A 13753-nucleotide genomic window follows, 5' to 3' on the forward strand; every position below is an offset into this window, starting at 1 on the left:
CAGTATACGCATGTTGGCGGAACGTGATACTTTCTATTTATAGTTTACAAGGCCTTGTCCGTCCTGGCAATAGAGTAATAGATTCGGTTGTGATACTATAGAACGGAATCCTAAAAAAGAGAGAGGGATGTCCCGCATGACGAAAAGCAATGATAACGTGCAGACCGAGGATAATGTGCAGAACCGGTTTTTGGATCGGCTCATAAAGGAAAGGATATCTGTCACCTTAATTACGAAGAACGGTGTTCAAATGCAAGGAACCTTGAAATCGACGGACCGGTACACGATCCTGATCGAAGTCAAAGGAAGAAATACGCTGATCAATAAAGTCGCGGTATCTACGATCGTATCAAGCAAGCGCCTGCCTATTTAATCCACGTCGTGTGACAACCGAAGGACCGCCCGCGTCACGGCAGCGGTCCTTTCCTCTTCGCATGAAAAAAAGTCCGGTTCCCCCGGAGCTGCCGGGAGCCGGACTTTCCTGCTTTATTTCGACTCATACGAAAATTCCACCACTTCGCGGGGGGGCATTCCGCCGTCCGCTCGTCCTTGCCGTGAATGTTGCGTTAAAATTAGTTCACGCCGACGGCAGTGTACGCTTTTTTAACGGCGTCAACCTGGGCGGAATTCGCTCCGTACAAGTCGGTTGCCGCCGAAATGGCAGCGGCGCGCATGGCCGAGAAGTCCGAATACTTAGTCAGGTAATGGACGAGGGCGTTATAGAAAATTTGCACAGCCGCATCGCGTCCGATGCCGCTCACGGTGACGCCGTAGTGCGTGCCGCCTTGGGCAATCAGGTAGAAGGCCTTGTTGTTGATGCCGCTGTTCGTATGCACGCCACCGAAATCGGAAGTACCGGTGTAACGGTCTTGATAGCGGTCGGGCTGTCCGTAGAGCTTCGGATTCTCCATAGAACGGAGCGCGGGCTGTGAGAGGGTTACCAAGTCGCCGATCAGCCAGTTTTTGCCTTCGATCGAATTCCCCATAATATCGGAGATCGATTCGTTCAACGCTCCGGACTCGCCGTAGTAATCCAGATCGGCCGTTTTTTCCGTAACGCCGTGAGTCAATTCGTGGCCGACGACGTCCGGATCGGCAGAGAGCGGTCTGAATTTAACGCCGTCTCCGTCTCCGTATAACATTTGCACGCCGTTCCACTGGGCATTGTTCCATTTGTCGTAGGTGTGCACGCTCGATTTAAGCTGGGAGCCTTTGCCGTCAATGCTGTTGCGGCCAAATTTATTTTTATAGAAATCGTACACTTTGGCGGTGTAGGCATGCGCATCGACCGCTGCGCCGTCGTTCCAAATATTATTAGTACTGGTGAGCAGTGTTCCCGGCAGTGGTTGCCCTTTGGCTGCGCTATATGTGACGATTCCTTGCCCGCGCGTCGTATCTTTCAATTGATAGGTAGAGCCGGATTGAGTGGTTGTAAACGTTTTCGTATCTCCGAGCACGCCTTTTCCGGTACCCGTAGCACGAGCGAGGATGTCGTACTTGAATAAAATGCTGCCGTCATCGGCGCTGATGAAGTAGCGTGTGCGGATCGCCTCCGGTTCGAGAACGTTAACCTCCGTCACATAGGCGAGGACTGGCTGTCCTTTGTGCAAGTAAACGTACAGATCCGCTTTTGGCGCCATTTGTGGTTCGCCCAGTTTGCCGACGTCGGCTTCGGTATCTTTCTGGGCAACGGCGATAGCTTGCGCTTCGCTGATTTGCGAGGTCAAGCCCCTCGGTACGTGCTGCTGCTGTTCGGGAAGCAGGCTGCCGATCAGCGATGTGACTTGTCCTTCTTTGTTGATGTGAATCGTCTGAATGCCGCCGTATACGGGAACGCCTTCCACATACTGCTGCAGACGGTAATGCTGGGTTCCGGTTTTCTCGCCTGTCGTTTGCTCGATAATTTTCAATTGTTTTTTCAGATCGACGGATTTGCCGATCTGGAAGCTTTCTTGCTTGGATTCAAGGTACTTCCAGATTTTGTCCTCCCCTGTTACGGCTTGCGGCGCGCTCCAGTTCTCCTCGGTAATCGATTGAGGGGCTAAGTTCCCCAGCGGAGCGGATTGATCTTGTGGAGCAGCATGCACGGCTTGTACGCTTCCGAGCAAAAATGCTCCTGTAATAATCGAAGCCCATACTTTTAACATAAAATTCATCTCTCCTTTATACATTTATTCCGATTGGTTTAGAGTGAAATTAAAACTGGTTTTTCCGGTGGCGGATGACAAACCAAAGGCCGAGGGCTTTCCGCCGTCCGCTCGTCCTTGCCGTGAATTTTGCATTAAAATTAGTTCACGCCGACGGCAGTGTACGCTTTTTTAACGATGTCAACTTGGGCGGAATTCGCTCCGTACAAGTCGGTCGCCGATTGAATGGCAGCGGCACGCATAGCCGAGAAGTCGGAAGTCGGAGTCAGGTAATAGATGAGGGCGTTATAGAAAATTTGCACAGCCGCATCGCGTCCGATGCCGTTCACGGTGACGCCGTAGTGGGTACCGCCATTGGCGATCAGGTAGAAGGCTTTGTTGTTGATGCCGCTGTTCGTATGCACGCCGCCGTTATCGGAAGTACCGGCATAACGGTCTTGATAGCGGTCGGGCTGTCCGTAGAGCTTCGGATTCTCCATAGAACGGAGCGCGGGTCTTGAGAGGGTTACCAGGTCGCCGATCAGCCAGTTTTTGCCTTCGATCGAATTCCCCATAATATCGGAGATCGATTCGTCCAGCGCCCCGGACTCGCCGTAGTATTCCAGTCCCGCCGTATTTTCCGTAACGCCGTGAGTCAATTCGTGGCCGATGACGTCCGGATCTGCAGAGAGCGGTCTGAAGGTTACGCCGTCTCCGTCTCCGTATAACATTTGCTTGCCGTTCCACTGGGCATTGTTCCATTTGTCGTAGGCGTGCACGCTCGATATAAGCTGGGAGCCTTTGCCGTCAATGCTGTTGCGGCCAAATTTATTTTTATAGAAATCGTACACTTTGGCGGTGTAGGCATGCGCATCGACCGCTGCGCCGTCGTTCCAAATATTATTCGTACTGGTGAGCAGCGTTCCCGGCAGTGGTTGCCCTTTGGCTGCGCTATATGTGACGATTCCTTGCCCGCGCGTCGTATCTTTCAATTGATAGGTAGAGCCGGATTGAGTGGTTGTAAACGTTTTCAAATCTCCGAGTACGCCTTTTCCGGTGCCCGTAGCGTGAGTGAGGATGTCGTACTTGAACAAAATGCTGCCGTCATCGGCGCTGATGAAGTAGCGTGTGCGGATCGGCTCCGGTTCGAGAACGTTAACCTCCGTCACATAGGCGAGGACCGGCTGTCCTTTGTGCAAGTAAACGTACAGATCCGCTTTTGGCGCCATTTGCGGTTCGCCCAGCTTGCCGACGTCGGCTTCGGTATCTTTTTGGGCAACGGCGATAGCTTCCGCTTCGCTGATTTGCGAGGTCAGACCCCTCGGTACGTGCTGCTGCTGTTCGGGAAGCAGGCTGCCGATCAGCGATGTGACTTGTCCTTCTTTGTTGATGTGAATCGTCTGAATGCCGCCGTATACGGGAACGCCTTCCACATGCTGCTGCAGACGGTAATGCTGGGTTCCCGTTTTCTCGTCTGTCGTTTGCCCGATAATTTTCAATTGTTTTTTCAGATCGACGGATTTGCCGATCTGGAAGTTTTCTTGCTTGGATTCAAGGTACTTCCAGATTTTGTCCTCCCCCGTTACGGCTTGGGGCGCGCTCCAGTTTTCCTCGGTAATCAGCTTAGGGGCTAAGTTCCCCAGCGGAGCGGATTGATCTTGTGGAGCAGCATACACGGCCTGTACGCTTCCGAGCAAAAACGCTCCTGTAATAATCGATGCCCATACTTTTAACATATAAATGCATCTCTCCTTTATACATTTATTCCTATAGGTTTAGAATGGATTTAAAACTGGTTTTTCCGGTGGCGGATGACAAACCAAAGGCAGTTTAAAGCGGCTCTCGTCGAAGGTGATGACTACAGAAGCAACAATCTGAGGCAAGGCAGGATCAATCGAGTGGAAACATGAGGTGTGTGTTTTCGCTAAAAAGCATCACCTCTTTCGTCAAGTGGTCAATTCTTTTCAGGTAAAATCGTGGGGGCTAATCGCAGCTTGTTGAAATACTAGGAAAATATTCCAAATCGGACTGCTTGATAATAATATTAAACCAATTTTAAATTTTTTCAATACCCTTTTAAGTAAAAATATTCCTGTTGTACAATAAAAGCTTCTTTAGACCTAGGATATCGGATGAGGCGTCGCCTATTTCTTATCGAAAATCTGATAGAAAAAGGGGCTTGTGATTCGTGTATGGGGACTATAGTCCCTTTGTGATTTTAAACTTCACATTCCACACCCTTCGTGGAATTCAAGATATATTCATTTTCAAGCATTTTTTTACCTTTAAAAATCCAATTATAGGATTTAATAACAGGTAATATATTATTTTAAATCCATATAAAGTAATGTATGGAATGTGAGTTAAAAGGGGGATATTGGCGGGAGAGCAGGCGCTATCGTTACGCAGAACAGCCCTTCGTGCGGCAGATAGCTGCGGACAAAGGGCTGAAACCGGTTGAGATGGAGCAGGAAGAACTATGGAGGCTGAAGCGTCAGCCGACCGTGGCTTGGTCGGTAAGCACCAGCGGACCGTCTTCGGTGATGGCGATCGTATGTTCATATTGGGCTGACAGCCGTCCGTCTGCCGTTCGGGCCGTCCAGCCGTCCGCTTCGATATACATATGGTGTGTGCCGGCATTGAGCATCGGTTCGATCGTAAACACCATGCCTTCCTTCAAGCGTACGCCTTTGCCAGGCGGACCGACATGAGCGTAGTTGGGCTCTTCGTGCATATCCCGTCCGATGCCGTGGGCGAGCAGATCGCGCACGACGGAGAAGCCGTTCCGCTCCGCGTGGGATTGGACGGCGTGCGTGATATCCCCGAGGCGGTTGCCGGCGAAGGCCTGAGCGATGCCGAGATCCAGGCACTGCTTGGTCACTTCCATCAGCCGCCGTGCTTCGTCGGAAATGGGGCCTACGGCGTAGCACCAGGCGGAATCGCCCAGCCAGCCGTCGAGTTCCGCGACGATATCGATGGTGACAATGTCGCCTTCTCGAAGAGGCGTACGGCTTGGAAACCCATGGGCGATCACATCGTTGACGGAAGCGCAGGTGGCGTACTTATACCCATTGTAACCTTTGGTATGCGGTTTGCCGCCGTGCTTCGTAATCATCGTATCTACGAGATCTTCGATTTCAAACGTCGTAATGCCGGGCTGCACCAGCTTGGCGATTTCCTGGTGACAAGCGGCGACCAACTGGCCGGCTTGCTTCATAAGCTCAATTTCTTGCTTGGTTTTCAAAATAATCATGGGGTCAATGTCCCTTCTTTTTCGATACTGCGGACTAACGAATCGGCGATATCGTCGGTATCCGGCTCTTCATGGCCGTGATGAATCCATAAACCGGCGCAGCCGATCATGGAGCCGAGCAGGAGATTTGCCCGTTTCTCAGGCTCCTGCGCCCCGAGCTGTTGAATGGCTGACACAAGCGGGCGGTACAGCTCGATTTGGAACTGATCGTACAGCTTTTGAAAGCGGCCGCCCGGGACCTGATGAAAGTTTTCCCAGATCATTTTGTACAAGATATAGACAGACCGGTCGCGAAACCATTGCTTCAGCAGGAGTGTGCCGTACCGCCGGAGCTGCTGCCCGGGGGGCTGGGGAATGCCGAACGCTTCCTCGGTTACTTGTCTGGCATCGTGGAACGCCTGCCACAGCAGGTCGTCGAGCAGAGCGTGCTTGTTTTTGTAATAATGGTACACGGTGCCGTAGCCCAGATGCGCTTTGGTTGCGACGTCGCGCATTTCCATCGTAATGCCCTGCTCCAAATATACCTCGGCTGCGGCGTGCATAATTTGCTTCAACCGGAGAAGCCGGATTTCTTCGTTTTGTTCTTTCGTTCGGGGAGACAAGCGATCACCTCTTTTTTGACCTACTGTAATGTCAATCATAAGCGATTCGGCAGCCGTTTGCAATAGTTCCCGGTTTGGAATCCGCAGAAGCCCGTCAGTACGGACTGATGCTCCGGATAACGTAAGTCGGGCGTCCTGCAAGTCCGTACTGTTCGGTCCCAAGGGTCGATTGGTTTTTCGGTTGGACAGGCTTACTTTGGGTTCAATGGAATAATATGTTACAATGGAAAAACCACGATAGAAAGGCTTTTAGGGCGGTCGGCTAGCCTCCTGGAACGGAGGTGATGGCCAATGGAGGTATACCAAGCACTTACCTTGATGTTCGGGTTCGGGATGTTCATCTTGACATTGCTAACGTACCTAAACAAAAAGAAATAGACCGCCCTCGGTCAAAGCAGCGGTCCTTTCTTGATCCTCATACAATTTGTCTAAGCCACCGCCCTGAGAAGCGGCTATTGTGCGGGAGTGCGGATGTTCGCGGCATCCGCATTCCTTTTTCAGTATACGCATGTTGGCGGAACGTGATACTTTCTATTTATAGTTTACAAGGCCTTGTCCGTCCTGGCAATAGAGTAATAGATTCGGTTGTGATACTATAGAACGGAATCCTAAAAAAGAGAGAGGGATGTCCCGCATGACGAAAAGTAGTGATAACGTGCAGAACGAGGATAGTGTGCAGAACCGGTTTTTGGGTCGGCTCATAAAGGAAAGGATACCTGTCACCTTAATTACGAAGAACGGTGTTCAAATGCAGGGCACCTTGAAATCGACGGACCGGTACACGATCCTGATCGAAGTCAAAGGAAGAGATACGCTGATCAATAAAGTCGCGGTATCTACGATCGTATCAAGCAAGCGCCTGGCTATTTAATCCATGTCGTGTCACAACCGAAGGACCGCCCGTGTTACGGCAGCGGTCCTTTCCTCTTCGCATGAAAAAAAAGTCCGGTTCCCCCGGAGCTGCCGGGAGCCGGACTTTCCTGCTTTATTTCGACTCATACGAAAATTCCACCACTTCCTGGGGGCTTTCCTCCGTCTGCTCGTCCTTGATGTGAAGCTGCTTTTCCTTCCAGAACATGACGGTCAGCATCCGCTCGATCCATTCCTTATCCAGCTCGGTTAATTCGATTCCGTCGAAGACAAGGTCGTTCTCGCGCAGAAAACGGCGTAGGTTCACCCGCGGCTTCGTATAAGCTCCTTCCTCCTTGTCGGAGGCCGTTTTCTCCAAATAGCCTGCGATTTGCATCAGCTCGGTATAAGGAATGTTCAATCCCTCAGACAGCTTCATCAGCACGTCGGGCGAGGGGACCCCGCGGTTGCCGTTCTCCAGCTGGGAAATGTAGGCCGCCGATACGCCGGAGCGGTCTGCCAGCTCGCGAATGGTGAAACCTTTCAATTTGCGCATATCTCGTAATTGATCGTAGAAATCCATCGCACACACCCACATTATTGAAATAATGGCAAAGCAATAAACAGGTTAAGTAAAAAACGGTGAATATCTATATATTAACAGTTAAAAATAGGAAGTACAAATAAAGTTAATTTAACAAAAGTAAACATATCTGGTTGCAATAGTAAATTAAATTGATGTATAATGGTAGTGTGTTGTTGTTCAGCAGGGGGGAGGACCGCAAACATGAAAATCAAAGCCAAAACGAACGCGATCGTACGAGCCCGGATCGTCAAAGGAATGACTCAGCGGGACCTGGCCCAGCTCTCGGGATTGAGCTATGCTTATATCAGCTTGCTGGAGCGATCCGTCAAAGCTGTCGGCCCGGGCACGGCGAAGAAGCTCAGCGATCTTTTGGACCAGCCTCTGGAGGAATTGTTCACCATAGAATAGACCTGCGATAGAAGCGGGAAGCCGGCTTCCCGCCTTTCTTCCGAGAGCGTACGGACCGGTGTCGGCCTAGAAGCCGACAACTTTGTTTTTGCCGGTCGTCTTGGCCTTGTACATCGCTTCATCCGCCTGCTTGATCAATTCCTCCGCGTTTACCCCTTTTTTGAGCATACTGTATCCCATGCTTACCGTCACGATGGTTTCCGTCTCCACACGGTTCCGGATACGCTCCGACAAGCCTGCGGCATCGACTTCCGGGTCCGTCACCAGCACGACCATTTCTTCCCCGCCGTAACGTCCGCAAATACCCGAGTCTTCCGTTTCTTCCTTCACGATCTGCGCTACCTGCTTAAGCACCTGATCTCCCATATGGTGGCCTTTCGTATCGTTGAGCTTCTTGAAGTTGTCAATGTCGCTGAAGATGACCGATACCGGCGCTCGTTGCTGCACGTATTGGGTGACACGGTTGTAAAAATATTTTCGGTTGTATAGCTTCGTAAGCCCGTCGGTAATGGAGGAGTTGTAAATGGCCTGCATGATCTCGATGACCCGTTCGAAAATGAACAGGAACAGAACGATGTAAAAGACGAACGGAATCGTTTGCTCCAGAAATTTCAGGACGATCTGCTTGCTGTCAAATAAATAGACGTTGGCCATATGAATCGTGTGGGTCGTAAAATAAACGGTCAGCATCAGCTGATACTTCCCGTTCTGGCCGATGCGGGAGTTCACAAGCAGGAAGCTCATGAACAGCAGCAAAAACAAGTACAGCTCCATACCGAGAGGACGAAGTAATTTGGACTGATCCTCGCTGCCCTGCAACCAGACCGGAGCGAACCAGTATGACACCGAGACGGCGGCGGTCAACAGGATAAAGAAGGCGAAGACGAAGAAGTCCCGCTTCCGGGTAGCGTTATACAGCTGATAAATGCCGATATTGAGCATGACAAAGGCAAGCACCTTGATCAACAGCGCGATGAATTCTTGCAAGGGGGTTATGTCGTGAGTCAAGGTCTTTTCGATGAGCTGGGCATGTTGGACGATCAGGATAAACAGCGCAATGATCATGGAGAAATATCCGATTTTGCGGCGCGATAGCAGCAGTCGGAACGACACGAGAAACGTCATCGCAATGATGACGATCAGCATCGAGTGCATAAAGATCGAACCGGTCGGTCCGAAGATCAAATCCCAAATCGTCTGATTGTTCATGAAACGCGCGGAAGCCTCACTTTGTAAACGGGTACATGGTACTGATTATACCAAACGTATATTCGTTTTGGGAAGTCTTGTCGTCGCATTCCGGAACTGTTAGGATGGTAGTGACGAAGCGCCCTTGCGTTTCGCGAACAACGGGAGAGGCCGAGGTGGGTAGGATGCGTATTCTTCAAGCGTTATTTTTTCCGCCGGAACAGCCTGGCGGGGTTTCTTCCATGGTTCCTTTCATGCTGGACCGCTTCAACAAGCGGGGCTGGGAGATGGAGCTCTTTTCGCTGCCCAAACGGGTGCGCGGGAAAGGCACCGGGGAAATTCGTTTCTCTACGTTCGACTGGGAGCCGTATGCCGGCCATCCGGTAGTCGATAAATACATACAAACGATAAAGGATTATATCTGGTGGACGAATATGCGGATCAAGTCGACGTACGATTTGATTCACGCTCACCACCCGATCGCCGGGCTGGTCATGAAGCAGCTGTTTCCGGACACCCCGATGATCATGACGGTTCACTCCAGCTATGAGCGCGAGCTTGTGCTGAACGGCAAATTTCCGGCGGATGGCCCGGAGCATGCTTTCCTGACCTCGCTGTATCGCGAGCTGGAGGAAAAGGCGGACCAGTTGATTACGGTGTCCAACTCGTTCAAGCAGTACTTGTCCGAGTACGTGCAGGAGCCGGAGCGGATCGGGGTAATTCCGAACGGCTTCGACGAGAAGCGGTTCCGTCCGGTCCATCACGAGAATCAAGTGCCGCAGCTGATCTCGGTATGCCGGCTCGTGCCTGCCAAAGGGCTCGATACGCTGCTGCAGGCTTGCGCGGAGCTGAAGCGCCGGGGGCAGCCGTTCGTGCTGCATCTGATCGGAGACGGACCGATCCGTACGGAGCTGGAGGAGCTTGCGCAGCAGCTCGGGATTTATGAGGAAACGATTTTTTACGGCTATATGCTTCATCCGGAAGATTTTATGCCGTTCTTCGACGTGTTTGTCCTGCCTTCGCGGGCGGAAGCGTTCGGTTCGGTGTTTGCGGAAGCGGCGCTATGCGGTCTGGCCGTCGTCGGCACGAACGTCGGCGGCATTGCCGAGCAGATCGAGCATGGCAGCAACGGCCTGCTGGTTCCGGTCAACGACGTTCAGGCGCTGGCCACGGCGCTGGAGAAGGTGATCGGCGATCCGATGTACCGCTATCAGCTATCGCGAGTGGCGCTGGAAAAGGCGCTCAAGACGTACTCGATGACGCGCGTCGTTCAGCAGCTCCGAAACGTGTACCGGACGTACCGCAAGGCGCCACCGGCGGAGTAGGGCCTTCTTAAGCGGAATGAGACAAGGACGGAGGATTCTGAAATGACGCGGGGGTTTCGGTTTATTCATGCTGCGGACCTGCACCTGGATAGTCCGTTTCGGGGATTGTTCGGTCTGCCGGACGGGCTGAGGGAACGGGTGAAGGCGTCGACGTTCACGGCGCTCGAACGGCTCGTCGACCTGGCGGTTCACGAGCAAGTGGATTTCGTCGTCGTCAGCGGCGACATATACGATGCGAAAGACCGTTCGCTGCGCGCTCAGCTGCGGTTTCAACAAGCTTTGGAAACGTTGGCGGGACACGGGGTGCCCGCCTTTGTCATTCATGGAAATCACGATCCGCTGCACGACGGCTACAGCGCGAAGCTGCGCTTGCCGGATACGGTCAAAGTATTCGGGAGCGATGCGGTGGAAAGCGTCATCGTCCGGGGGCGGGACGGCGAGCCGGTTGCGCGGGTGTCGGGTATATCGTTCGGCCGTTCCGCGGTAACGGATAATTTAACGCCGGGCTATGTGAGTCATCACGACGGCTTATACCACATCGGAATACTGCATACGAATGTGGACGGCGATGCGGGACACGACAATTATGCGCCTTGCAGCCTGCGGGATTTGACGGGCGGCCAGGTGGACTATTGGGCGCTGGGCCATATTCATTCGCGCCGGGTGCTGCATGAGTCTCCTTGGGTGGTGTATCCCGGCAATCTGCAGGGCCGCCACGTCCGCGAAACGGGCCCTCGCGGCTGCTACGTGGTCGACGTGGCGTCGGGGAGTGAAACCCAGCTGCGGTTTCAGGCGCTGGACGATGTGCGCTGGGAGGTTCGGGAGCTGTCCATCGCCGGGCTGGAGACGGAGCAGCAGTTGAAGGACGCGCTGGAGGAGGAGCTGGAGGCTGCCTGTGCGGCAGCGGACGGACGCGCGGTTCTGGCGCGCTTGTTGCTGACCGGACGCGGGCCGCTTCATACGGCGTTGCGCCGCAGCGGATGGCTTTCGGGGCTGGCGTCTGCGCTAAGAGAGAGCGCGGCTTCCGGCGCGGAAGCCGTCTGGATCGAGAGCATCGAGGATCGGACCGGAGCGGCTGTTTCGCGCGAAGATTTGGCCGCAAAGCCGGGCTTTCTGGGCGATCTGCTGCGTCTTGCGTCGGAGGCCGGCGAATCCCCGGAGCGGCTGTCGGCTTTCGCAGAGGAAGCGCTGGCGCCGCTCATGGGGCAGCCGCAGCTTGCCGCTCTACTAAGCGAGTTGGGGCCCGAGGAGTGGGCCGCATGGCTGCAGGAAGCCGAAGAACTGGCGATTGACCTGCTGGCGGACGGCAGCGGCGCGGAGACGGGGTGGAGCGAATGAGAATCGAACGGCTCGACATTCGCCGCTATGGTGTGCTAAATGATACGGAGCTTCTGGCGGATTCCCCGGTTACCCTCTTCTATGGCCCGAACGAAGCGGGAAAAAGTACCGTGCTGGGCTTTATTCGGGATGTGCTGTTCGGCTTTCCCCGCGGCGGCTCGGCGGAGCGGCTGACTGCGCGGGGAGAGGGCGGACAAGGCGGGGCGATTACGCTCGTAGACGAACAAGGCCGCCGTTACCGGGTCGAACGGTGGGAGCGCCCAAGCGGAGGCCGGGGGCGCGGGCCTGCGGCCGGCAGCGTCCGCGTGACGTTTCCGGACGGAACGGCCGGGGGCGAGAGGGAGCTGGCTGCGCTCTTAGGCGGGATTACGCCGGAATTGTTCCGCAGCCTGTTCGCCTTCGGCCTGAGCGAACTGCAGGAGCTCGGGACGCTGCAATCGGGCGAGGTCGGCAGCTTCTTGTACAGCGCGGGACTCGGCGCGAGCGGCAGCGTGATTCGCGGAGCGGATAAGAAGCTCGCGCAGGAGCTGGAGCAGCTGTACCGCCCGCGCGGACGCACGCCGCTGATGAACCGGGCGCTGCAGGAGCTGGCGGCGGCGGAAGCGGAGCTCGCGCAAAGTCGCGGCAGGGCGGAGCGCTATAATGCGCTGGAGGCGGAGGCGAACCGCCTTGCTGCGGAGCAGGAGACGCTGGAGGGCGAGCTGGATAAGCTCCAGCGTGAAGCCGACTGGCTAGCGCGGTGCATCCGCGCCCAGCCGCACTGGCTGCGGAGGGAGGAGCTGCGCCGCGAGCTGGCGGAGCTGCCCGAGACGCTGGATGCGTTCCCGGCTGACGCGCTGCCGCGGATGGAAGCGGTGCTTGCCGAGCGGGAGCGGCTCACGGTCGAGCTTGACCGTGTTGCCCTTGCGCTGTCGGATCTGAAGGAAGGCTTGCGGACGACTGAGGCGGAAGCGGAGGCCGAGGGCGCGGTACTGGAGCAGCAGGCGGCGCTTGAAGCTTTGCTGGACCGGCTGCCGGCCTACGAAGAAGCGAAACGGACGCTGGCGGAGGCGGAAGCGGAAGAAGAGCAGCTCGGGCTGGAGCTGGAGCGGATGCTTCGCCGCATATATCCGGCATGGACGCCGGAGCATCTGGACCGTCTCCCTTCGACGGTCATGCTTCGCGAGGAGGCGTCCGCTTTCCGCGAGGAGTGGCGCGTCTGGCGGCAGAACGAATCGCTGCTGGAGGCGGAAGCCGAACGGCTGCGAAGCGAATCCGGGGCGGAGGAGCCTGGGCCGGCGGATGGCCGGAGCGGGGCCGAGGCTTGGGACGGAGAAGGCGACGGGGGGCGCAGCCGGAGCATCGATGAAGCCTTCGCCGAGGAGAGCTTCACGTTCGATGACGATCACATGTCGGTGGAAGAAGGGCTGGACCGGATTCGGACGGCAAGGCGCTTGTTCCACGAGTGGAAGGAAGCGCTGCGCGAGGTCCGGTTCGAAGCGGAGCGCGTGCAGGACCGCGAGAAGCTGAGCCGTCTGGAAGCGCAGGCCGAGCCGGAGACAGCCCGCTCCGGCTCTTCCGGCGTAGCGCTGTATGTTCTCTACGGCGCGACGCTGCTGCTGCCGGCCGCACTGGCGGCACTGCAGCAGACGGCTGCGGCTGTCGCAGTGCTCGCCGTGCTGCTTGCCGCCAGCGCGGCTTGGACGCTTGCGCGCCGCCGCGCCGCGCAGAGCCGCTCCGGCCGCGGCCGCCGTCCTTACGCGGGCGGCGCTGCGCCCGCTGCGGCAGCGCCCGCGCTTGCGGCGCTGCGCGAGCAAGCCGCTGCGCGCGAGGCCGCGCTGGCGGCGGAGCTGCGCCGCCTGGCGCGCTACGCGGCGCAGCCGCCAGCGGCGGGTCTTGCCGCCGCTGCGGCGGAGCCTGCCGCGCCCGCGCCCGCGGCCGCGGGCCGCGCGCTGCCGCTGCCAGCGGAGGACATCGAGCCGTGGCTCGATGCCCTCGAGCGGCAGCTCCGCGCGCGGCAGGCGCGGCACGCCGGGCGCCGGGCCGCCGCCGAGCGGCTCGCGGCGCTGCGCGCCCGGCGCGAGCTGCCGGTCGCGGGC

13 protein-coding genes are annotated in these 13753 nt (G+C 55.9%); 7 read left to right on the forward strand and 6 right to left on the reverse strand.

Annotated elements, in window-relative coordinates; translation table 11 throughout:
• Nucleotides 1-136: 136 nt before the first annotated feature.
• Complete coding sequence (locus ET33_RS34710; RefSeq protein WP_063761707.1) at nt 137-373, forward strand: RNA chaperone Hfq; 237 nt, start codon at nt 137-139, stop codon at nt 371-373.
• Between the two features lie 199 nt (nt 374-572).
• On the opposite strand, the gene ET33_RS34715 is transcribed toward ET33_RS34710, so the two are convergent.
• The 4 genes from ET33_RS34715 to ET33_RS34730 all read right to left on the reverse strand — a co-directional run bounded on the left by ET33_RS34715 (nt 573) and on the right by ET33_RS34730 (nt 5981).
• Nucleotides 573-2147 carry a M4 family metallopeptidase gene (locus ET33_RS34715; protein WP_036693536.1) on the reverse strand — a complete coding sequence of 525 codons (1575 nt, stop codon included), beginning with the start codon at nt 2145-2147 and terminating at the stop codon, nt 573-575.
• A 140-nt stretch (nt 2148-2287) separates the two neighbouring features.
• Entirely contained in the window at nt 2288-3862 is a 1575-nt protein-coding gene (locus ET33_RS34720) for a M4 family metallopeptidase (RefSeq protein WP_036693538.1), read from the reverse strand.
• Nucleotides 3863-4620: 758 nt separating this feature from the next.
• Complete coding sequence (gene map, locus ET33_RS34725; protein WP_036693540.1) at nt 4621-5379, reverse strand: type I methionyl aminopeptidase; 759 nt, start codon at nt 5377-5379, stop codon at nt 4621-4623.
• Entirely contained in the window at nt 5376-5981 is a 606-nt protein-coding gene (locus tag ET33_RS34730; protein WP_036693542.1) for a TetR/AcrR family transcriptional regulator, read from the reverse strand. The genes map and ET33_RS34730 overlap by 4 nt, the downstream gene beginning before the upstream one ends.
• Before the next feature lie 291 nt (nt 5982-6272).
• On the opposite strand from ET33_RS34730, the gene ET33_RS40160 reads away from it, so the two are divergent.
• Nucleotides 6273-6359, forward strand: coding sequence for a putative holin-like toxin (locus ET33_RS40160; protein WP_220389033.1), 87 nt, complete (start codon nt 6273-6275; stop codon nt 6357-6359).
• A gap of 256 nt (nt 6360-6615) precedes the next feature.
• Nucleotides 6616-6852, forward strand: a complete 237-nt coding sequence (locus ET33_RS34735) for an RNA chaperone Hfq (protein ID WP_036693544.1) — start codon at nt 6616-6618, stop codon at nt 6850-6852.
• A 114-nt stretch (nt 6853-6966) separates the two neighbouring features.
• Here ET33_RS34735 and ET33_RS34740 read toward each other — a convergent pair whose 3' ends face one another.
• Nucleotides 6967-7413: a helix-turn-helix domain-containing protein gene (locus tag ET33_RS34740; RefSeq protein ID WP_036693547.1), complete on the reverse strand. Its 447-nt coding sequence runs from the start codon at nt 7411-7413 to the stop codon at nt 6967-6969.
• 204 nt (nt 7414-7617) lie between these two features.
• On the opposite strand from ET33_RS34740, the gene ET33_RS34745 reads away from it, so the two are divergent.
• Nucleotides 7618-7824: a helix-turn-helix domain-containing protein gene (locus tag ET33_RS34745; RefSeq protein ID WP_036693550.1), complete on the forward strand. Its 207-nt coding sequence runs from the start codon at nt 7618-7620 to the stop codon at nt 7822-7824.
• A gap of 66 nt (nt 7825-7890) precedes the next feature.
• Here ET33_RS34745 and ET33_RS34750 read toward each other — a convergent pair whose 3' ends face one another.
• Nucleotides 7891-9033 carry a GGDEF domain-containing protein gene (locus tag ET33_RS34750; RefSeq protein WP_036693551.1) on the reverse strand — a complete coding sequence of 381 codons (1143 nt, stop codon included), beginning with the start codon at nt 9031-9033 and terminating at the stop codon, nt 7891-7893.
• Nucleotides 9034-9197: 164 nt separating this feature from the next.
• Between ET33_RS34750 and ET33_RS34755 the strand changes: the two genes are divergently transcribed.
• From ET33_RS34755 to ET33_RS34765, 3 genes are all read left to right on the forward strand, one after another.
• A complete protein-coding gene (locus ET33_RS34755) occupies nt 9198-10337 on the forward strand; it encodes a glycosyltransferase family 4 protein (RefSeq protein WP_036693552.1) in 1140 nt (379 codons plus the stop codon).
• A 42-nt stretch (nt 10338-10379) separates the two neighbouring features.
• Entirely contained in the window at nt 10380-11675 is a 1296-nt protein-coding gene (locus ET33_RS34760) for a metallophosphoesterase family protein (protein ID WP_036693553.1), read from the forward strand.
• A partial coding sequence (locus ET33_RS34765; protein WP_036693555.1) for an AAA family ATPase occupies nt 11672-13753 on the forward strand: 2082 nt, incomplete at its 3' end. The genes ET33_RS34760 and ET33_RS34765, both read left to right, overlap by 4 nt.

The sequence above is a fragment of the Paenibacillus tyrphae genome (assembly GCF_000722545.1).
Lineage (GTDB): Bacteria > Bacillota > Bacilli > Paenibacillales > NBRC-103111 > Paenibacillus_G > Paenibacillus_G tyrfis.